This is a genomic window from Shewanella phaeophyticola (assembly GCF_025398315.1).
In the GTDB taxonomy this organism is placed as follows: domain Bacteria; phylum Pseudomonadota; class Gammaproteobacteria; order Enterobacterales; family Shewanellaceae; genus Shewanella; species Shewanella phaeophyticola.
Map to the genome: position 1 here is coordinate 3,250,137 of NZ_JAODOQ010000001.1, position 22,535 is coordinate 3,272,671.

The window sequence follows — 22,535 nt, forward strand, 5'->3', positions numbered from 1 at the left end:
GTTGGCAGTGCAATAATGTAATGATTTTTATGATTATCCGGATGTTAAAAGTTCTGCACTGACAAAAAGGCTGGTATGTTACAAATGATAACAAACAGAATATGTGCATCAGTGATAATACACAGAGGTGACTTAATGAGAATTGCCATTTTTGGTGCTGGCTCCACCGGATGTTATCTTGCAGGGCAATTGTGCCTTTCTGGCTTAGATGTGAGCTTGATTTGCCGCCCAGCAATAAAGCAAACCCTTGTCGACAACAACGGCATTACGTTAAGTGATTACCAAGGTTTTTTACAAACGATTATGCCACAAACACTGATCACCGACATTGAGCAAGCGCCAACAGCTTATGAGGCTTTTGATGTGGTGTTTGTCACGTTGAAATGTCATCAAGTTAGTAGTATCGCCCATACATTAATTGCCATCACGCATAGCAACAGCAGCATTATTTTTATGCAAAATGGCTTAGGCAGTTTCGATACCATCACAGATGCATTGAGCCACTGCCATTTGCTCCAAGGCATTACGCCTTTTAATGTGTTGCAGCAACCCAATGGCCGCTTCCATAAAGGCACCGAGGGCGCGTTCACTTTGCAAAAAAATGAGCACACCAAGGTGATTCAAATTGCCATGCTCGCGCAAGGGTTTGGCTGTAACTTACATCAAAACATGGCACCAGTAATTTACGGTAAATTATTGTTAAATCTTAATAATGCTTTAAACGCTATAACGGGTTTACCCATCAAACAACAACTGAGCCAACATGATTGCCGCCGCCAACTCGCCGCTGCAATGAAAGAGTGGCTCAACGTATGCCAAGCCGCAAACATCGAATTACATCAATACACTAAAGTGAAGCCCAAATGGCTACCGGTTATATTATCGTTACCCAATATGTTATTTACATTGCTGGCAAAACAGATGCTCGACATTGACCCGCAAGCCCGCTCATCAATGTGGAAAGACATTCAAGCTAAACGTAAAACAGAAATTGAATATATTAATGGGGCAGTCGTTCGATTAGGTGAGCAATACGGTATTAAAACCCCAGTGAATAGCGCTATCGTGACGAGCATCCATCAGCTAGAACAATCAATTTAACCCTAGTTTTACATGTGAACATGGTGACCAATATCGCATGTAACAACGTTTGAGGTTTACATCGACACCTAAAATTAATGTTCATTGATGCACTACATTGATGCGCTATTGTGATGAGTAAGCTGTTGTTTTTGCATATAACCGGCATACGCAATAAGCAGCCCTGCCCCTAAGTACATGGTTAAACTGTACACGCCAGCAACCACAGCATAGCTAGGCATTTGCAATAAGCTGATGCAAATGAGCATCGCCATAGTCGAGTTTTGCAAACCAATCTCAATGGCCAGGGTTAACCCATCTTTATGTGTCAGTTTTAATAGTTTGGCACTCACCACGCCAATTAACATGGCACCAAAATTTAGCAATAAACAGGCAATAAATACCTCGTTAAAAGCTTCAACTATAATGGCATGCTCTTGAACGACGACTCCAGTTATCATCAATAACAAAAACACTAATGCAAAACGCCTAAAGTACACTTCAACCTTAATGGCTACCTCTCGGTAATAACTGCGCACAAGCATACCAAACACAATGGGCAGTAACGTTATCACTAACAAGCCCAAAGAAATGCTGGTTAACGACACATCAATGGGAGCGCCATTGGCAAAGTAGCCAACCGCAAATTGAATCACAAAAGGGGCGGTAAACACACAAACGATACTGCTGATGGCGGTCAGACTCACCGACAAGGCTAAATTGGCTTTGGCTAAATGGCTCACCACATTAGAGGTAGTGCCTCCCGGGCATGCGGCTAAAATCATCAAACCTATCGCCATCGGTGTCGAGAGCTCCATAGCTAAACAAATCCCCAGCGCGAGTAAAGGCAGTGCAATAATTTGCCCCACAAATCCAGTAACAATTGGTGCAGGTGTCTGCCAAAGGCGTAAAAAATCAAATCGAGTTAAACTCAAGCCCATACCAAACATGATAAAGGCGAGCGCAAGTGGCAGCAAAATTTCGGTAATTATAGAGCCTGTCATAGATGCATCCTTGCTCGCCAAACCAAACGGCTTAGCGAGTGTGGTATTAAGCTATCAGCTATAGAGACTAATCTAAAAAGCTGTTGTCTTGTGCCAGTACCACTTGATACATAGGTTGGAAATTGCCCCAGGTCACGAGATCAGATCCATTCATTTGGCGGGTTTTAGTGGCAATATCATGACCAATAAGTTTAAGTTCTCCAGCCGCTTGTGCCAGTAATTGACTGTGACAGCAACTGTCTAGCATGACAAAATTTGCCGTCGCGGCATCAACAGACTTACCGACGGTTAATAAACCATGATTTTGTAAAATAACCGCAGCATGGCCTTGTAGTGCCTCGGCAATCATATCGCCTTCAGACAAGTCAGCCACCACACCGGTAAAGGTGTCAAATACGCTGTGGTTTTCATAAAACATGCAGGCATCTTGCGAAATCGGCTTTAACAGCTCGCCTAATGCTGAAAATGCACGGCCATAAGTGGTATGGGCATGAGCCACCGCATTCACATCTGGGCGAGCATGGTGAATGCGAGAATGAATCGCAAATGCGGCATTATTAATCGGGTGCTTGCCCTCCATAATGCTGCCTTTATGATTCACACGAACCAAATCTGACGCTCTGATTTTTGAGAAATGTACCGCCAATGGGTTAACCCAAAAGGTGTCTGGGTCAATACAATCTCGTAGGGTAATGTGGCCTGCTAAGCCTTCGTCAAACCGGTAATGGGCAAACACTCTAAAGGCTGCGGCTAAACGCTGCTTTTCGTATTGCTGTTGCTGTTGAGGAGTATCGAATTTAGGCGGTAATGGCATCGGGTATTTATCGGTACCGATAGTCATTTTTTTAATTTGTAATGCTTCTTGCGATGTAGTCATGTTGAGTCTGCTTTTATTAGTTTAGTTTGACTTTAATTTAACCAAGCCTAAAATTAATTCAAATGATACTAACTCATAGATAACTATTAATATGCTGCATAGTAAGATAGATCTTAACTTATTTCTCATCATGGCTACGGTCTATCAGCAAGGTAGCATTACCACGGCTGCCAGTAAATTACACTTAACACAACCAGCGGTAAGCCATGCTATCGCTAGGCTGCGCACTAAATTTAACGACCCATTATTTACCCGTAATGGCCGAAAAATGCTGCCAACGCCCTTGTGCCAAAAAATTATTCCCGATGTGTTACAAGCAATGGATTTACTCAATCACACCCTATCGACCCCTGCCAATTTCGATATCCAACAGCACAAACGTGAAATTAAATTGGGGCTAAGAGACATACTAGAGTCGATGTTTTTTCCGGTTTTGGTGCCCGATTTACTCAACAATACACCAAACCTCACCTTAAATAGTCGCCAAATAAAACGCACAGAGCTTGAACCGTCATTGGCCCAACAAAGCTTAGACATTGTGATTGATGTGCTTATGCCCACCCATAAAGACATCAGGAGTAGCTTGATTTGCCACGAATCATTCTCGCTAGTTTGCCGTAAAAACCACCCAATATTGCAGCAACTTACCCTAGATAATTACGCCAACGCATCACATGCATTAGTCAGCTTAAAAGACTTTACCATCGACACCGTCGACATGGCGCTCGCCACTCAGGGCATTACCCGCAACATTGCCTTGCGCTGCGAACACTACTTTGCCGCCATTAATGTGGTGAGCCAGTCAGATATGATCATGACCATGCCAAATAGTTACGCCATGTTGTTGCAACAATCGATGCCTATTGTGGTATCACCCTTACCCTTTGAGGTACCCGATTTGGCGGTGCACATATACTGGCACAAACAAGCCGATGACGATCCGGTCAATCAATGGATAAGACAAAAGCTCTTAACGATTTCAGCGCAATTGTTTGACTAAAAAAATAAAACCCTTTTTAGGTTTTGCCACGTTTACATAGATTAACAGCACGCTTTTAATCAACATAAGCGTACACACCTGAGCTAGTAATAAGAAACCGCGGAGTTATTAATGAATAAACTATTACTCACCAGCCTCATTTCAAGCACGTTTTTTGCCTTAACCGCCACCAGCAGTGTAGCGACAATACAAGCAGCTGAGCTTAATTTTGCCCACATTGAAACGGTAGGCACCAGTACCATTGAAGCACAAGCCGACATGGCAATTATTAACGTGGAGGTATCAACTGAAGCGGCAAATGCTAAGTCGGCCAAAGATGAAGCTGACGAAGCAGTTAGCCAGTTTAGACAACGTTTACTTGAGGCGGGTATTGATGAAAAGCACATTCAAACCGCTAATCTTCAGCTGAATCCACAATATCGATATGTACAAAATGAACCAAAAACGTTGACAGGTTACAGTGCTAATCGACAAATCACTGTGACCGTAATGGACCTTAATATGCTCAACGAACTGCTAGACAGCGCGTTAGTTGATGGACTTAATCAGGTGAATAATATTGAGCTCAAGTCGAGTAAAGAAGCAGACATGATGGCTCAAGCTCGTCAAGCCGCCATTAAAGACGCTAAGCAAAAAGCTGAGTCAATAGCCAAGGGATTTGGTGAGCAAGTGGCCGGGGTATGGCAGGTGAAGTATTTTCCAAGTCAATCTCATCAGCCAGAAATGTACCGCGCCAGCATGAAAATGAATGCCGACGTGGCGCAAACTTATCAACAAGGTCAAGTGACTGTTAGTGACAGTGTCGAAGCAATATTCAGGCTTAAGTAACACAGTAATACGCACAGACAGAGCCTAACTGGGCGAGCCCGTCAGTTCTGTCTGTAAGTGTTTAAACAACATAAACCTGCCATTTTACTGTACATAATCATAAACAATGGTGAAAAATTGTGACTTAACAGGTCTTACCATCGTTATTTTCATATTCATAACGCAATGTTAAATATGAAATAAATTCAAACATGCTTTTTAATTACTACAAAAATGATCTAAATCACGTCTGAACATCCCCTAGCCAATTAAACTGAATTTATCAACAGTGGGTGCAGAAGCAACACCAAGGTTATCAAACGCAACCTGCAGAGCAGCATATCCACGCTAAAAATCTCCGATTTTGCAGTTATAACCGAGTATCGTCCAGCTTGTACGCCCCATTTAATGCAGACTTAAAAAGGCTTTGTAATGATTGACATCACCATAGACGGCGTAACCCTATCACTGCCTAAAGCAGATAGCTTACTCAAAGCCGCCACAGATGCTGGTATTAACATCCCTAGCTTGTGTGACTTTTCCCACAATCAAGCCAAGCAACACTGTAACTTGTGCCAAGTACAAATCAAAAACCATGATGGTAGTTTAGGCTGTGCTCGTGCATGTGAAACCGCTCTAGAAACAGGCTTGGATGTGATTACCCAGTCAAGCTATTTAAGTAAAGTGCGCCAGCAAGCACTTAACGACATCTTAAGCGATCACTTTGCCGACTGTGAAGCACCATGCCAAACCGCCTGTCCTGCAGGTGTAGATGTGCAATCTTACCTTTACCACATTGGCAAGGGCGACCATCACGAAGCCGTTAAAGTCATCAAGCAAACCTTGCCTTTACCCTTATCGATTGGCCGTGTTTGCCCAGCATTTTGTGAAGCGGAGTGTCGCCGAGGGCTTGTTGATGAACCTGTCGCCATTAGGCAACTCAAGCGTCATGCTGCTGATTTAGACTTAAATGACCTCGAGTCTTACGTACCACCCAAAGCACCCGCGACCAACAAGCGCGTGGCCATTATTGGTAGCGGCCCAGCAGGCTTAACCGCTGGGTATTACCTGTCAAATAACGGCCACGATGTCACCATTATGGAGTCTGCCCCAAAAGCCGGCGGCTGGCTACGTTATGGTATTCCCGAGTACCGTTTACCTAAAGCGATTTTAGATAAAGAAATTGAACTGCTGACTCGCAACGGCCTTAAGATTAAAACGGGCTGTGCATTGGTACGCGATACTAACTTAACTGAGTTAGTGGCTAATTATGATGCCGTTTGTCTGGCCATTGGCGCGCAAAAAGCGGTGCCAATGAACTACCCAGGTAGTGACTTACAAGGCTGCTATTTAGGTGTCGATTACTTACGCGATTATTGCACCGACAAAACATTAATCACAGGTAAAAAAGTGGCCGTCATTGGTGGCGGTAATACCGCTATCGATTGTGCCCGCACCGCACTAAGAGATGGCGCCGACGTCACCTTAATCTATCGTCGTAGCCGTGAAGACATGCCCGCCGAACCATACGAAATCCACGAGGCCGAGGTTGAAGGAGTTAAGTTTCATTTTCTCACAAATCCAATTGAAAACCACAGCGACAACCAAGGCCGTGTCAGTTCTGTCACTTTTGCAAAAATGGCATTGGGTGAGCCAGATGCCTCAGGTAGACGTTCGCCTAAAGCCACTGGCGAAACATTTGAAGAAGCCTTCGACACCGTGATCCCTGCGGTATCTCAACAAGTCGATTTAGACTTTTTAGAAAAACCCGGAAATCAAATAGACACTGGCCACATCGCTCTCAGCCGTTGGCACACTTTCTTGGGGTGTGAGCAAACCATGTCTGCTGGGGTTGAAAAACTGTTTGTTATTGGTGATTCTCGCACCGGCTCAGGCACCGCTGTAGCCGCGGTTGCAGACGGCCGCAAAGCCGCTGAAGCGATTGAGGGCTTATTAACAGAAGGGTTAACCTGCCATTTAGAACCACAACAATTTAACTCACGCAAAGCCAAAAAAACCGCATCGTTAGCGGCAAATACTTACCCTGAATTATACCCAGACACCTCGAAACGCCCGCGTTTGAAAATGCCCGAGCTAAACCAGCTCACACGCACGGTTAACTTTGCAGAAGTTGAACTCGGTTTTAAACCAGACAAAGCAATGCAAGAAGCAATGCGCTGCCTAGAATGTGCCTGCCAAGCCAACACCGACTGTAAATTACGCGACTATGCCACCGAATATAAAGTCGATAGTAATAGTATTGAACAGCCCCGCGCCCGTAAATTTAAAGTCGATAATAGCGCCCCGTTTATCACCTTTGATGCCAATCGCTGCATCAGTTGTGGTGCCTGCGTTGAAGCTTGCCATCAGCAAAGTGGCCATAATGTGATTAGCTTTGCGCCCAATAGTTACCAAGCACTACCCGATGCAGCAGGTACAACAGACAGTCGCCGAAATGCACCACGCGTCGGCTTTAGCGCATCAATGAACGACAGCGATTGTGTGCAGTGTGGTAACTGTGTACAAGTGTGCCCAACGGGTGCATTAGTCGATGCCAGAGATAAAACTCAAGGTACACACCGAGCGCTAACCAAAACCTCAACAGTATGTACTTATTGTGGTGTGGGATGTCGAATTGAGCTTCATGTTGATCAAGCCAAAAACCGCGTAATGCGCGTCACTGGCGACAACAACTCACTGGTTAATGAAGGGATGTTATGCGTAAAAGGCCGCTCTGGTTTTGACTTTTTAAACAGCCCTAAGCGTCTTACCACGCCGTTAATCCGTAAAAATGGTCAGTTACAACCGGCAAGCTGGAGCGAAGCCATTAACTACATTGCCGAGCAACTTAAGCCGATTAAAGAGGCCGCTGGGTGCAAGTAAATTTGCCGCGTTATCTTCAGCGAAATGCACCAACGAAGAAAACTATTTAATGCAAAAGTTTACTCGTAGCATTATGGGCACTAACAGCATCGACCACTGCGCAAGATTGTGTCATTCATCATCAGTTGCAGGCTTATTCGACACCATTGGTGGTGGGGCAATGACCAATGATATTCCAAGCATAAAAGAGTCTGATGTTATTTTTATTATCGGCTCAGATACCACCAGCGCTCACCCTATTATTGCCTCTCACATTAAACGTGCTGTCAGCCAACATGGTGCGCGCTTAATTGTCGCAGATCCTAAAAAAACCACCATAGCAGACAGTGCCACCCTCTATGTCTCCCATAAACCCGGCACAGATGTCATGCTGCTCAACGCTATCATGCAGCAAATTATTCTTAATAATTGGCAAGACCAAGATTACATTAATAATCGAGTTGAATATTACGAATTGCTTAAGCAAGAAGTGCTCAAACCTGCTTACAATCTTAAAAATGCGGCATTACTTACCGGTGTCAGTGCTGAAGACATTGCCGAGATGGCAAAAATGATTGGTACCGCAACCAAAACGGCCATGTACTATGCAATGGGGATCACCCAACATACCACCGGCTATGACAACGTAGTCTCGACCTCTAATTTACAATTACTCTGTGGCAACATCGGCGTGGTCGGCGGCGGATTAAACCCACTGCGTGGCCAAAGTAACGTGCAAGGCGCTTGTGATATGGGCGCGTTACCCGATTTTTATCCGGGTTATCAAAAAATTAATAACCCCGCCAATAACGCCAAATTTGCCCATGCATGGGGTAACAACTCATTGCCTTCGACACCCGGTTATGCCGCTACAGAAATCATGCATGCCATCGTCAAAAATAAAATCGATGCCTTATATATATTGGGCGAAAACCCAGTACTGAGCGACCCAGATCAGGCTCATGTGATTGCCGCACTCGAAAAAATTAACTTTATGGTCGTGCAAGATATCTTCTTAACCGAAACCGCCCAAATGGCGCATGTAGTATTGCCTGCCAGCGCCTTTGCAGAAAAACAAGGTCACTTCACCAACACCGAACGCCGCGTACAACAACTTCGGGTAGCATTAACCCCACCGGGTGATGCAATGCTCGACTGGCAAGTCATCCAAATGATCGCCAATAAACTCGATGCCAATTGGCAATATCAAAACGCCCAGGATATTTGGCACGAAATCAACCAGGTTACCCCGCAATATCAAGGCTTAACTTGGCAACGTCTCGAGCATAAAGTAGATGGTTTGCAATGGCCATGTTTTGATGAACATCACCCCGGCACACCGGTTTTACATAGCGAAACCTTTTTACGCGGTAAAGGCCGCATGATCCCTGTCAGTTATCAATTCCCGGCTGAAATGCCCGATAGTGATTACCCACTAATCTTGTCTACAGGGCGTTTATTGGAGCAGTTCCATACCGGCACCATGACCCGGAAAACCCCAGAACTTGATATTAAAGGGGCGCCAAGAGTGATGATTTCGGTATATGACGCCGAGCAACTTGGGGTGAAAAATGGTGATATGTTAACCCTCAGCACGCGCCGAGGCGCCATTGAAATAGCAGCTTTTGTTACTAAACGAGCGCAAGTCGGGGTATTATTTTTACCCTTCCACTTTGCCGAATCTGCCGCAAATAAACTGACAATTAATGCATTAGACCCTATTGCAAAAATCCCTGAGTTTAAGGTGTGTTCAGTTAAAGCAGAAAAGTCACAACACACACTGACAGTGGCATAGTTTAAATGAGAAGTCGTAGTCGCAGCTGCCGCTAAAACCAAAATGCCTCGCCCTAATTAGGACGAGGCATTTTGGTTTTGTATCACATTACAATTAACCATTATTTACACTAAAAACGATTAACGATTAACGATTAACGATTAACCATTAACCACTGTTGGCGCGATCTCGATATCTTTTTTAAGCACAAGCACAACCAGGTAAATCAAACCTAAAATAGGCACTATCGATAACCCTGCACCAATCACACCAGCTAAAACCGGCGTTTGTGTTTTACGACGACCTAAGTAATAACAAATACAGCCCATGATTAACGCAAAAACAATAATCACTTGCCCAACCAAAGTTGCATTAACATCCATTTACCCTCTCCTCATTAACCAGATACAGCAAGCTAGCGCTTAATATTTAACATTAATATTACATCCATATATTACCCACAGTAAAGTGGAGTATTATTTTTTACTAAACAGCGATATTATCGATACGGTTAACTCTTACCAGTGACGCACTAAACTTGCCATTTTGCTGAATTATCGGTAGTTTTAACCGCATTGAAAGACGTAAAAATAACAACAAAGGATTACGAATGGGAAACATACTTTGGGTGGCCTCTTACCCTAAATCGGGTAACACTTGGGTACGCGCATTTTTAGAGAACTACATTCAAAATCAAGATCAACCTATCAACATTAATACGATGCACACCATTTCGACTGCTGAATCAGCAGCGCATCGTTATCAAGCTTATTTACCAAAAGATAAAGCCGCAACCACAGAGCTTACCTTAGAAGAAGTCAGTGTTTTACGCCCTCAAGTGCAAGCCGACATCGCCCATCAGGCACAAGGCACCACATTTGTAAAAACCCACAACTATTTAGGCGAGTACAACGGCCAACCATTGCATAACTCTTCAGTTACCTCTGGGGCGATTTATGTTGTGCGTAATCCACTTGATGTGGTGATTTCGATGGCTAATTACTTTGATTACACCATAGATGAAGCCATTGCCTACATGGCAGAAGAAATGACAGGTACCCCAAACGAGGCAGCGCATGTTCCACAAATTATTACCTCGTGGTCGATGCATGTATCGAGCTGGACAAGCGACGATACCTCAAAGCTCATTTTACGTTATGAAGACATGCTAGATGACCCTAAAAAAGTCTTCCGCAAAGTTGAGTCATTTTTAGGCTTAAAGAAAGATCCTGCAAGGCTTAAAAATGCCATTAAGCATTCATCATTTGCCCAATTAAAAGCTCAAGAAGCCAAACGTGGATTTGTTGAAAAGCATGAAAATGCCAATGCCTTCTTTAGAAAAGGTGGTAAGCATCAATGGCAATCACAGCTCACACCAGAGCAAGTCAAACGCATTGTTGATACCCATTACGAACAAATGAAGCGTTTTAAGTATTTACCTGCTGGAATGTAACTTAAAACAGTCAAACATAAAAAAACGTCCTATTGCCGCAGCACTAGGACGTTTTTATTAGGTTCACCACCTACGACTAGCGTTGCTTGCGATAAGCCATCACTAACAACACCACACCAGTTAATAAAAATGGCAAACTTAGCCATTGGCCAGCACTTAACATCGACTCATGGTAAGCAGCCTGGCTGACTTTAACGCTTTCTATTGCAATACGCGCACTAAATACCGACACTAAAAACACCCCAAAAATGGCACCGTGTTTTTGCTTCATATTGGTGTATTTGTAAATGGCGTAAAGACCAATAAAAATCACTAAGTATGCGAGTGATTCATACAGCTGCGCCGGGTGGCGCGGCAACATATCAACCCGTTTAAAAATAATGCCCCAAGGCTGATTCGTCGGTTCGCCTAAAATTTCAGAGTTAGCAAAATTAGCCATACGCACAAAAAAGCCAAATATTGCTGTTGCTATAGCTAAACGATCAAGCAAAAACAAAAACGGCAGTTTCACTTGGCGTTGATAATAATACAAGGCCAATATGGCACCTAAACCACCGCCATGGCTGGCTAACCCCCTTCCCAAATGGCCAGAATTTTAAGTGGATTAGCAAAATAATATCCAGGGTCATAAAAAACACAGTGGGCTAAACGAGCACCAACAATAATGCCCACAACGCAATACACCAAAAGATTATCTAACGACTCAACATCAAGTCCCTCTTTTGTATAAATCCGTTTCATCACCTGAAAACCAGTGGCAATCGCTAACGCAAAAAGTGCACCATACCAATGTACAGTTAAGCCCATAAACGAAACTAATATAGGGTCAAAATCCCAGACGATGTGTTCCAAACTGCCTACTCCGATTGCAATGTTGTTTGATCGCATTATGCTAAAACAACTTTACGACAGATGATACGTAACTGTAGAGAAAGTTTCATCAATCTGAGTGAGGTAAATTAACAATGAAGCAGTAAATAAGGTAACATTTAGTGTAATCGATGCTAAATATCCTGATTGTAAGAGTTAACCCAATTAATGACCGATAAAACCGAATACCACATTGATGTGCTTGAGCACAGTACTGATGCAATTAATCTGCTGGCACAAGCAAGTGGTTTAGGTAAGCAAGTATTAAAAGATGCCATGCAAAAAGGCGCTATTTGGCACAGCCATGGTAAACAAACCAACCGTATTCGGCGGGCCAAAAAACCACTGCAAGCGGGCGATAAACTGCATCTTTATTACAATCAATACATACTCGATGAACAAGTCACACCTGCAGAGCTGTTATTTGATGAAACTGACTACAGTGTATGGTACAAGCCTTACGGCATGCGCTGCCAGGGGTCAAAGTGGAGCGACCACACCACCATTAATCGTTTTGCTGAGCTAAACATGCAGCCCCAGCGCAATGCATTTATAATTCATCGCCTTGACCGTGCTGCCACAGGGCTATTAATTCTCGGTCACAGTAAAAAAGCCACTGCCGCTATCGCTAAATTATTTGAAACGCGCGCATTAGAAAAACACTACGAAGTAATTGTTCACGGCAAGTTTTCCAGTGAAACAGTACAAATTGACACCCCTGTCGATAACAAGCCAGCGCTGTCTCATGCAACATTAATCACTTATCATTCAAGGCTCAATCAATCTAAAGTACAGGTCAAAATCGACACGGGGCGAAAGCATCAAATTCGCATTCATATGGCCAGCTTAGGCCATCCGGTGGTGGGCGATCGTTTACACGGCGAGGCCGATATCACTGCGCCCGACCTTAAATTAACCTCGTGTTATTTTACATTTCAGTGCCCGTTAACGGCTAAGCAGAAAGTCTTTGAACTGCCTGAAAAGTATCGCCCCCAATTTGCAGATAGCAACGCTGAACACTGCATTAACTGACTTTTACCATAGGAAATATTTATGCGCTTATTGATTAGTATTGTGCTCTGTTTCGCTACATACATGTTTTGCCAAAGCAGTTTTGCAGCCAGCTTACAGTTACCTAACAATGCCAAAACGGTATTGGTAAATGGTGTTGCGACTGAGCAGCAACAAGTTGCCTTAGATATCAACACTCCACAGGGGTTACAACAAATCGCCTTTCGCTATCATGCCCGCTTTAGAGATCAAGGTAGTCAACATAGCTTTAGCTCAGACGTAATTATTTTGCGTTTTGCCGCGAGTGACCAAGATTATCAATTATCACTACCCAGCATCCGCTCACAAAGCAATGCGACACAATTTAATCAACAGCCACAGATAACCTTAACTAATCAAGCAGGCCAAGCAATTGAGTTTACGCAAGATAAATTGATGAAATCAGGCCTTCAAATAGGCCGTGACTTTGAAACTGAAATAGCTAAGTATAATGCCTCTGGCGCCATCGCAGCCTGGAATGCAGCCTCTGTTGCACTCAAGCCGACAGCGACAACAAACACAAACGCATCAGCAATAGCAGAATCTACAGCACAAGAACTGCATAAAACAGATGCAGTAGTAGATCAACAAGAAGTGAGTAATATGCTTGATTACTGGTACCAAAAAGCAAGCCCACAAACTCAAGCTGAGTTTAAGGCCAGAATAAATCAGTAATGCGCTTTTTATTGAAGGTGTAAAGGGATATATCGTTTTTTATTAGGCGCAAATATCGGCGAATGTCGCATTGAGTAGGCGTTGTAAATCATCGGGCTTAAGTGAAATATCTAAACCCCTTTTGCCGGCGCTGACGTACATGCTTTCAAACTGCTGCGCAGATGCATCGATGACGGTGGGCAAGCGTCTTTTTTGCCCTAATGGGCTTACGCCACCCAGCACATAACCACTTGAACGCTCAACCGCTATTGCCTCAGCCATATGGGCTTTTTTAGCCCCCGACGCTTTGGCCATTAACTTCATGCTCAACATCGAAGACACTGGCACTACTGCCACCGCTAATTTTTGATTATCAAGGCTCACCACCAAGGTTTTAAAGACTTGCTCGGCTGGCAACGCTAATTTTTGTGCAGCCTCTAAGCCATAGGATTCATTACTGGCATCATGTTGATACTCGTGCACCTTAAAATCAATCTTGTGCTTTTTGGCTATATCAATGGCTGGGGTCATAACCACTCACTTATGCAGAAACTAGTTTTCTGGGCTGATAAAAATGTAAATAACGCACACAAACATAACTGACAACCCCAGTTGCAACAACTAATTCAAACTCAGCTAAACCTCGCACCTGGGCAATATATTCTGCGCCAACATCCATGCTTTGCATCCAAGCTGCCACTTTAAATAATGCCGTAGCCCCTATCACCATCGGGAAGGTAAATGCAGCATAACCAGGGCTAAACGGTAAACGCATCAGTTTAAAAAATGACAAATAAATAATACTGGTCATCAACACACCAATACCAAATAACAAACCAATAATCACCGGCGACGGCTGCGAGCTAATGGTTAAATAGCCTGCTAACGATAAACTTGCTGGCGCGGCTAAAACGGCTAATGTCGGCTTAGCGGCATCGGGGATTTGCTCAGTAAAAATAAGTCGATAAATCATCATAGGTAACATCACTGCATAACTCAACATGCCAAAAATCAACGCGCTATCGGCTATCCACAATAAATGCGCATTACCTGAAAAAGACACATCGGCAACCACAATACCAATCGGCGGAATAAACCAGCTCGGCACCATTTGAGGTAAGCTAAAGTGCTGGCTGCGATGATAAATAAACCCGACTAAAAAACTGATGTGCAGTATGACCGCAAAGCACCACAATAAATCACCGGCCATTGCCGAGGCATAACCCAGCGAATTAGACACTACCATTAATGCCATGGCAAAAGTCGGCACCACACTGCCCACCACCGGATGGGCAACATCCTCGCGCAGTAGATCATGATGCAATACAAACTTACTGGCTAAGATCAGCAATAACACACTGGCAATAGCAGCACTGATCCATTGGCCATAGTGCTGTAAATCAACAGCGTTCTCCCAGCTCCAACCTAAACTGGCAATACCTAACGCTAGCCCCGCCATAGGTGTAGGCACACCCACTATTTTTCGTTTTACTCTGTTTACCATAACAACCTCAACGGCTACCAGTCCGCGACATACCGTTATATTACGCTTGCACTTTGTTTACATATATCCAATTATATAAAACATATGTTCAGTAAAACTAAACATTCAGCCCACTATTATTTACCCAAACCAATATTATGAATATCTCACTCAAACAACTTAACGTGTTTAGCAGCATTACACAGCACAACACTTTAACGGCCGCAGCCGAGGCTTTGTATTTATCTAAGGCGGCAGTGAGTATGGCGCTCGCTGAATTAGAAAAGCAGCTGGTGCCATCCGCTATTTGACCGGGTTAATAACCGCTTAATTCTCAACCAAGAAGGTCACAAGCTATTACCACTTGCTGATGAGCTGCTTAGTAGAGCAAATAACATCAGCCAATTGTTTGATGCAGACCACGCTTTTTCAGGTCAGTTAAAAATAGGTGCCAGTGATAGCGTCGGTAATCATGTGGTTCCGGGGTTGCTAAACCAATTTAGGCAACAATCACAGCATTTTTCGCAAAGCGTGGTGATTTCTAACTCACGATTAATTTGTCAAAAGCTGCTCGATTACGAGTTAGACATTGGCCTTATTGAAGGTAAAAGCCATCACCCAGAATTAGTTGCCCATCAGTTTAGTCACGATCAAATGTGCATTATTGCTGCACCTCATATAGCTATAAGTCAGCAAACGCAATGTGTATTTAGCGATTTAGAACAATCACAATGGGTATTACGCGAGGCGGGCTCAGGCTCAAGGGAGTTTTTTTTACGCACTATTGCACCGCACATTGAGGCTTGGCATGAGGTGTTTGAGCTCAATACCACTGAAGCGCTCATCAACAGTGTCGCGGCAGGATTAGGTTTAGGCTGCTTATCGACCTTAGCCGCGCAGTACGCCATTAATGATGGCCGAGTCACTCAACTGCAATTACCTTACAATAATAATACGCTCAATATGCAACGCCCCTTTTGGCTAGTAGTGCACAAAGACAAATACCACAGCCCGTTGTTAACAAGCTTTATTTCCTTTTGCCATCAATGGGGTAATACATAATGCGGTTGTTTGCAGGGTTCTCGCTCTATGATTTATGGCCAAAGTTGAATTTGCACATTTGAAAACTAAGACTAACTTGACCCACTAAAGCTTGTGATCCCACTATTGCTTGAGCTATGGCTATAACGGTGAATTGACAAAATAACCTTGGTATCCATTAACTTATTATCAATTGCTTCCAGCTAATTTGGCTAAATAGATTATACTTAATGTGATTGTAATTGTAGCCGGTAAGGAGACAGAGCATTGAAACAACTCAGTCGGTGTTGTCTTACAACTCGAGCACAGCAGAATTGTTGCCCAATGTTGCAACCAACCAAATGTAAGCCGTGTTCATGACAAACGACCAGCTAATGATTCTGCTGATTTTGTTCGCCACTGTAGGCCTGTTCCTATGGGGGCGTTGGCGCCATGACATGGTGGCGATCTGCTCTCTGGCTGCGTGTGTACTCACTGGGCTTGTGCCATCAAGTGATGCTTTTGTTGGTTTTAGTCACCCAGCCGTAGTCACTGTGGCTTGTGTTCTTGTGCTCAGTCGGGGGCTTCAAACCTCAGGGGCAGTTGACGCACTATCACGAGCCGTATTACCTGCCCGCGCAGGCGTGCTGCTTAGCATGTCAACGCTTTGTGCACTTGGTGCGGTGCTTTCCGGTTTTATGAACAACGTTGGCGCAATGGCATTGCTGATGCCTGTTGCAGTGCAACTCGCTGGTCGTCTAAATCTGACGCCAGGACAACTTTTAATGCCGCTGGCATTTAGCACGATTCTTGGCGGCATGACCACAATGATAGGCACACCGCCTAACCTGATAGTCTCTAGTTTTCGCGATCAAACAGGCACAGGCAGCTTCGCCATGTTCGACTTTCTGCCGGTCGGGCTTGCCGTTGCAGCAGCCGGTGTCGGCTTTATCACTCTGATAGGCTGGCGACTGGTGCCAGCACGTAAGCAGTCTGGGGTAAAAGGATTTGAATCAGAGGCTTACATAACCGAAGCCCGTGTACTCGAAAACAGCAACGTTGCAGGCATAAGCCTGCGCGATATTGATAAAATGATCGACGAAATAGATGCCCAGATCATCGGTATGGTTCACAATGATGTCCGTATGATGGCACCTAGTGCTTGGCGTAGAGTTCGTGCTGGCGACATTCTCGTTATCGAGGCTGAAGCCAAATCACTGGCAGTTACACTCTCCACACTAGGCCTAGAGCTTGAGGAAGCTATCGAGCAAGAAAAGGCCGACCAGAACAAGGCTAATGACGCAGTAGAAAACCAAGAAAATGCGCCAAATAATGACGTTGATGAACAGATCGACAAGAGTAAAGAACAAGATCAAACTAAAACCTCAGACCATAACGTACTGATGGAGCTTGCTGTGTTACCTGGGTCTCCTTTACTTGGACGTTCGGCCACCGATATTATGCTGCGCACGCGCTACGGCATGAACCTGTTAGCAGTATCACGCTATGGTAAGCCTTCATTGTCACGATTACGTTCACGGCCTTTTCGTTCAGGCGACTTGCTATTAATGCAGGGTTCCCCTGAGGCAATAGCTGAATTTGCCAGTGATAACAACTGTGTCCCCCTAGCCAAACGGGAACTGCGCATACCAAGCAAACGTAAAGCTTGGGAAGCAGGGATCATCATGACTTTGGCAGTAGGTGCTGCAGCCTTTGGTTTACTTCCGGCAGCAATATCATTTGCTCTTGGCGTACTCGCCTCTATGGTATTGCGAACCGTACCACCACGCTCAGTTTACAATGCTATCGACTGGCCAGTGATTGTACTTCTCGGCGCGCTGATCCCCGTTGCTGGCGCAATGGAGTCCAGCGGTACAGCAGACCTAATGGCACGGTTTTTACTCAACAATATGGCACAAGGAAATGCTGTACTTGGGTTAACGCTTATTCTGGTTGTCAGCATGTTCCTCTCCGACTTGATGAACAATACAGCAACCGCAGCCGTGATGTGTCCCATAGCTATTGCCACCGCAGCCGCGCTTGGGGCCAGCACCGACCCCTTCCTGATGGCTGTAGCAATCGGTGCCTCTTGTGCTTTTCTCACCCCCATAGGCCACCAAAACAACACCTTGATTTTGGGGCCTGGAGGCTTTGGTTTTGGTGATTACTGGAAGCTAGGCGTCCCGCTGGAGTTACTTGTGATCGCTATCAGCCTTCCCATGCTGCTTTGGGTTTGGCCACTGTAAGTGTTAACACACCTAACTGTTTTGTGCACTCTAAATGTGATTCAAATATGGCCTGCGGCCACTCTCGTCGTGGCGCTTCGCCCACACCAGACTAACATCGCAAGGTCTCTCCCTGCACAGGCCAAAAATGTTGGTGATACTTAGACGTCAGTAATAGATCCTATGAATCGCGTAATTCTCGACGTAAGATCTTGCCAACATTTGATTTTGGCAATTCATCTCTAAATTCGATTATTCTTGGATTTTTATAACCAGTAAGATATTTTCTACAATGTTTTTTTATTTCATCAACGGTCACATTACCTTTACGTACAATAAATAATTTCACTTTCTCTCCCGTGGCATCATCAGGAATGCCAATCGCCGCAGCTTCGATGATGTGGGGGTGAAGTGTTGCAACGGCTTCAATTTCAGTTGGGAAAACATTAAATCCCGACACTAGAATCATATCTTTTTTACGGTCTTCAATATAAAAAATGCCATCGTCATCCATTCTTCCTATGTCGCCAGAGCTTAACCAACCTCCTGCATGCGTTACCGTATTGGTTTCGGCTTCTTGTTGCCAATAGCCTTTCATCACTTGAGGCACTCTAATTTGGATTTCACCTATTTGATTGGGATCTAAAGGTTCATTTTTATCATTAACAATACGGAGTTCAGTGCTGGGTAAAGGGACACCAATTGAAGAAATGAATGATTGTTGTTGATGAGTACCGGCAGCGACTACTGGAGAACATTCCGTTAAGCCATAACCTTCTATGACAGGCATTCCAGTGAGCTCTTGCCAACGATCAGCAATATGTTTCTGTGTGGGCATTCCACCTGCAATAGTAAAACGAGCGTGGCTAAAATCTAATGCTTGAAAACCAGCATGATTGTTTAAACCATTAAAGAGTGTATTTAAACCAAAAACCATTGTGAATGGATATTTACTTAAATCGGCTACAAAACCATCTATATCTCTTGGGTTAGTAATGAGTAAATTCGTTGCTCCGAGAAAAAGCATAAACATCATACTCACTGAGTTGGCAAAAATATGATAAAGCGGAAGTGGGGTTACAGCATATTCCTTATCATATAAAGTTCTTGGACCAAAATGAGCATGAACCTGCAGAACATTAGCAATAATATTATTATGAGTAAGCATTGCCCCTTTCGCGAGCCCCGTGGTTCCACCTGTATATTGGAGATACGCTAAATCATCTGCTGTGATTTTGGGATCAATAAAGGGAAGTTTCTTGCCATCGGTTAACGCTCTACGCAATGAAATAGCATCTGGAATATGATATTTAGGCACTATTTTTTTGACATGTTTAATAATAAAGTTAACTAATGTACGCTTATGAATAGCTAACTCATCACCTATTTTGGTTAGAATAACATGCTTAATGTGAGTCTCACCCAATATTTGCTGAAGGTTATTACCAAAATTTGTTACCGCAACAATAGCACTGACTCCTGAGTCTCGTAACTGATGTTTTAACTCTCGAGGGGTATAAAGTGGATTAACATTGACAATAATGAGTCCTGCTTTTAATGCACCTAAAATAGTGATGGGATATTGCAATAAATTAGGCATCATCAAGGCGATTCGTTCGCCTTTTTTCATTTTTAGTTCAGATTGTAGATAAGCGGCAAAAGCGTTACTTTTACTTTCAAGATCTTGGTAGGACAAACTATGTCCCATATTAATATATGCAGCTTTTTTAGCATGCGCACTAAAAGACTCTTTAAACAACTCATTGATATTGTTATACATACTTGAATCTATTGTTGTGGGCACATCTTCAGGGTATTGTGCTAACCACGGTTTATCATTTGTCATTACAATCATCACCAATACTGTTATTTAAACATCACTATTGTAATTTAATTTACCTGATTAGTATAAAAATAATAGCTTTAATTCAATGAATTAACGACTGTACTAGAGGGTTATCCGTTGTTAATCTTTCAGAATGTGACTCGTCTCTGCTTTTATCATTTTGCCACTTCACGCTTTCTTTCTTAACAATGAAAAAAACTAAAACCATGTAACTCATTATTTTAACATTCTAGGGTTAGGTGGTCATGTCCAACTTATCGTGGCTGGCTGTGTAATTTTTATGTTTCTTTTTACCTAGAAAGTAACTTTAAATAAATTAGTGAAATAAGCCAAAATAATAAGCTGGTAAAGAGAGACCTAAAAATAAAATACCTAACCCCACTCCATTCCCTTTTGCTAGTCGAGCATTTTCTTCATCACCTTCTTGATATAAAACATCAGCATGATGGCCTACCGGTATGATTTTAGAGTGAAATGATGTCTTAGATTTAACGCTATAAGTTGTACCATTAACTGTTAACTCGAAATGAGGACGATACATCTTTCTTTTAATATTATTACTATCTTTGGAAATGTACTCTTCATAACCAAGTACTCTACCTTTAATTTTAAGAGCTTTGTTATTAAAACGTCGATAGTCGTAACATATGTATATCCCTATCGCGCTGAAAACAATCCCTCCAAACAATGGAATAACATTCATTTTCCCTTCCTTGACATGATTAAAAAGTAAACCGATTCAGTAATAAAACCTAGCGAGCCTAGAATGACTCGTTTTAAAATTTATGTTAATTAATGAATAAACAATATCTGAGTTTATTTTTTGATTCAATTATTTAGTGGTGTTTAGATTATTATTTAAAGAAAAATTAGCCATATATGGCCATATTGAAGCCAAATAAAACCTTACAGTCATATGCTTTGCAATAAGCGAAACGCCACAGCGTTAGTGGCCGCTGACCATAAGTACAAAAGTACAAAAGTACAAGCAAACACCTGGATCCCGGCTTAAAAGCATTGCCGGGACGACGAGAAAGTAGCTAACAAGCTTCTGTCGGATAGGCGACACCTGTTACCAAGTGCCGCCCTCCTAAGAACCGTACGTGCAACTTTCACTGCATACTGAAGAAAACGACGAAAACGCTGCCACCCATTTCTTGAACAAATAACATAACTCGTTTTCATGGAGTGAAGAAAACAATGCCACCCATTTTTTGAGCATGAAATTGGTTTCGTCCATGGCGCTATAGCCCAGATAAATAATGACTTAGCTGTCTTGCCGATGCGTTCAATCTCTCATGATGTTAGATATTCACGTTCACGAACATCTTTATATTTGCGGGTATTGGTAACTTTCGAGTTTTCGGTGTTCGGGGTGGGTGTTCTGTAATCTTCTAAGTTGCTGATATTACTCATTCGGCTCTCCATAACTTTGGACATTTAGCCGAAGTTGGAAAGATTTATACGATGATGAAGATTGCTAGTAATGCTGAAGTCGGTGCTAAGCTGTGATGATAGAGTTGTCACTCCATCATCACATGTAGAGTTAGCCCAAAGATTCGATAAACTTATGCAGCTTATTTTCATCCTTACCAGCTAGATAAATGGTAACAATAGTTATAATCACACCCAAATCATTCAACTCCTCTTTGTTTGTTTTGAGCCAATCGACTTCCCTTTCATCAGATCCAATTGATGCCTTAGCTAGGTATTGAAACAATTGCGCCAATATAAAATTTGCTACAAGCTCACTTTGCCCACAAAAGACCACTCCAAAAATGTCAGGTGCATACAATGCCATATTTGAAACGAGTCCGCTTACATACTTGCTATTCAAATCATCAAGTACAAGGTCTTCAACATTAAACTCAGAGTTAGTTCTTGATACCGACTTTTCAATTAAGCCAATCAACCTACCATCTAATTGATTCTGCAATTCAACAGCTTTCTCTTTGGGAAACACCTTCCCACTCAAAAAAATTGGGTTACCTGCCATGTTAAACTGAATTTCTTGAGGTAGATTTCCAAGTACGCATGACTCTAGCATTCTATTATCGATTTCTTGCTCTTGAGCCACTAAAAAGGGCTACACAAAACAAGAAAAGGCATTGTGATTTTGAATAAGCTTTTCATAATTATTACCTATTATTTCCAAGATGTTGAAAGGTTAGAACCCGAAACATCTTTTCCTGAAAAGTTTTTGTATGGCGGGAAATAACCTGCCCCACGACTAATTCCGTGTTTACGAGCCATTTTCGGGGTGCTGTATTGTAGCTTCCAACGAAAACGAAGCCAACGAAAACGAAGCTAACAACGAAAACGAAGCCACCCATTTCTTGAACACAACGAAAACGAAGCCACCCATTTCTTGAACACAACGAAAACGAAGCCACCCATTTCTTGAACAAATAACGAAAACGAAGAAATAACGAAAACGAAGCCACCCATTTCTTGAACAAATAACATAACTCGTTTTCATGGCTTTGGCGAGGGTTACGAACGATGTGATCAACTCATCAATTTTTATCGA

The 22,535-nt window shown here is 43.1% G+C and carries 17 protein-coding genes and 2 pseudogenes; 10 read left to right on the forward strand and 9 right to left on the reverse strand.

Annotated elements, in window-relative coordinates:
- The first annotated feature begins 135 nt into the window (after positions 1–135).
- Positions 136–1,101: a 2-dehydropantoate 2-reductase gene (locus N4T56_RS15070; protein WP_261733797.1), complete on the forward strand. Its 966-nt coding sequence runs from the start codon at positions 136–138 to the stop codon at positions 1,099–1,101.
- A 92-nt stretch (positions 1,102–1,193) separates the two neighbouring features.
- On the opposite strand, the gene N4T56_RS15075 is transcribed toward N4T56_RS15070, so the two are convergent.
- Positions 1,194–2,084: a bile acid:sodium symporter family protein gene (locus tag N4T56_RS15075; protein ID WP_261733798.1), complete on the reverse strand. Its 891-nt coding sequence runs from the start codon at positions 2,082–2,084 to the stop codon at positions 1,194–1,196.
- 67 nt (positions 2,085–2,151) lie between these two features.
- Positions 2,152–2,961 (reverse strand): class II aldolase/adducin family protein, encoded by an 810-nt coding sequence (locus N4T56_RS15080; protein ID WP_261733799.1) that lies wholly within the window; start codon positions 2,959–2,961, stop codon positions 2,152–2,154.
- A gap of 91 nt (positions 2,962–3,052) precedes the next feature.
- On the opposite strand from N4T56_RS15080, the gene N4T56_RS15085 reads away from it, so the two are divergent.
- The 3 genes and pseudogenes from N4T56_RS15085 to fdhF all read left to right on the forward strand — a co-directional run bounded on the left by N4T56_RS15085 (position 3,053) and on the right by fdhF (position 9,425).
- Positions 3,053–3,961 (forward strand): LysR family transcriptional regulator, encoded by a 909-nt coding sequence (locus N4T56_RS15085; protein ID WP_261733800.1) that lies wholly within the window; start codon positions 3,053–3,055, stop codon positions 3,959–3,961.
- Positions 3,962–4,072: 111 nt separating this feature from the next.
- On the forward strand, positions 4,073–4,789 hold the full coding sequence (locus tag N4T56_RS15090; RefSeq protein ID WP_261733801.1) for an oxidative stress defense protein: 717 nt from the start codon (positions 4,073–4,075) through the stop codon (positions 4,787–4,789).
- Positions 4,790–5,200: 411 nt separating this feature from the next.
- Positions 5,201–9,425: pseudogene (gene fdhF / locus N4T56_RS15095) on the forward strand (formate dehydrogenase subunit alpha).
- 140 nt (positions 9,426–9,565) lie between these two features.
- Here the strand turns inward: fdhF and N4T56_RS15100 are convergent.
- Complete coding sequence (locus tag N4T56_RS15100; protein ID WP_261733802.1) at positions 9,566–9,787, reverse strand: hypothetical protein; 222 nt, start codon at positions 9,785–9,787, stop codon at positions 9,566–9,568.
- Positions 9,788–10,014: 227 nt separating this feature from the next.
- On the opposite strand from N4T56_RS15100, the gene N4T56_RS15105 reads away from it, so the two are divergent.
- A complete protein-coding gene (locus tag N4T56_RS15105) occupies positions 10,015–10,857 on the forward strand; it encodes a sulfotransferase domain-containing protein (RefSeq protein ID WP_261733803.1) in 843 nt (280 codons plus the stop codon).
- A 76-nt stretch (positions 10,858–10,933) separates the two neighbouring features.
- On the opposite strand, the pseudogene lgt reads toward N4T56_RS15105, so the two are convergent.
- Positions 10,934–11,709: pseudogene (gene lgt, locus N4T56_RS15110) on the reverse strand (prolipoprotein diacylglyceryl transferase).
- Between the two features lie 186 nt (positions 11,710–11,895).
- Between lgt and N4T56_RS15115 the strand changes: the two are divergent.
- Entirely contained in the window at positions 11,896–12,759 is an 864-nt protein-coding gene (locus N4T56_RS15115) for a pseudouridine synthase family protein (RefSeq protein ID WP_261733804.1), read from the forward strand.
- 21 nt (positions 12,760–12,780) lie between these two features.
- On the forward strand, positions 12,781–13,452 hold the full coding sequence (locus N4T56_RS15120; protein WP_261733805.1) for a DUF2057 domain-containing protein: 672 nt from the start codon (positions 12,781–12,783) through the stop codon (positions 13,450–13,452).
- A 42-nt stretch (positions 13,453–13,494) separates the two neighbouring features.
- On the opposite strand, the gene ybaK is transcribed toward N4T56_RS15120, so the two are convergent.
- Both ybaK and N4T56_RS15130 read right to left on the reverse strand, forming a co-directional pair.
- Positions 13,495–13,962, reverse strand: a complete 468-nt coding sequence (ybaK, locus tag N4T56_RS15125; RefSeq protein ID WP_261733806.1) for a Cys-tRNA(Pro) deacylase — start codon at positions 13,960–13,962, stop codon at positions 13,495–13,497.
- A gap of 10 nt (positions 13,963–13,972) precedes the next feature.
- Complete coding sequence (locus N4T56_RS15130) at positions 13,973–14,935, reverse strand: TDT family transporter (protein ID WP_261733807.1); 963 nt, start codon at positions 14,933–14,935, stop codon at positions 13,973–13,975.
- A 137-nt stretch (positions 14,936–15,072) separates the two neighbouring features.
- Here N4T56_RS15130 and N4T56_RS22850 point away from each other — a divergent pair, with 137 nt between their 5' ends.
- The 3 genes from N4T56_RS22850 (at position 15,073) to N4T56_RS15140 (ending at position 18,180) form a co-directional block, all read left to right on the forward strand.
- On the forward strand, positions 15,073–15,225 hold the full coding sequence (locus tag N4T56_RS22850) for a LysR family transcriptional regulator (RefSeq protein WP_390904068.1): 153 nt from the start codon (positions 15,073–15,075) through the stop codon (positions 15,223–15,225).
- Between the two features lie 94 nt (positions 15,226–15,319).
- Positions 15,320–15,976 carry a LysR substrate-binding domain-containing protein gene (locus N4T56_RS15135; protein ID WP_390904069.1) on the forward strand — a complete coding sequence of 219 codons (657 nt, stop codon included), beginning with the start codon at positions 15,320–15,322 and terminating at the stop codon, positions 15,974–15,976.
- 353 nt (positions 15,977–16,329) lie between these two features.
- Complete coding sequence (locus N4T56_RS15140) at positions 16,330–18,180, forward strand: SLC13 family permease (protein ID WP_261734845.1); 1,851 nt, start codon at positions 16,330–16,332, stop codon at positions 18,178–18,180.
- A 160-nt stretch (positions 18,181–18,340) separates the two neighbouring features.
- Here the strand turns inward: N4T56_RS15140 and N4T56_RS15145 are convergent, their stop codons facing one another.
- From N4T56_RS15145 to N4T56_RS15155, 3 genes are all read right to left on the reverse strand, one after another.
- On the reverse strand, positions 18,341–20,005 hold the full coding sequence (locus N4T56_RS15145; RefSeq protein WP_261733808.1) for an AMP-binding protein: 1,665 nt from the start codon (positions 20,003–20,005) through the stop codon (positions 18,341–18,343).
- 316 nt (positions 20,006–20,321) lie between these two features.
- A complete protein-coding gene (locus N4T56_RS15150) occupies positions 20,322–20,708 on the reverse strand; it encodes a DUF3592 domain-containing protein (RefSeq protein WP_261733809.1) in 387 nt (128 codons plus the stop codon).
- Positions 20,709–21,551: 843 nt separating this feature from the next.
- The gene (locus N4T56_RS15155) at positions 21,552–22,082 is read right to left on the reverse strand and encodes a hypothetical protein (protein WP_261733810.1); all 531 of its coding nucleotides are present in this window, start codon (positions 22,080–22,082) and stop codon (positions 21,552–21,554) included.
- Positions 22,083–22,535: the final 453 nt, after the last annotated feature.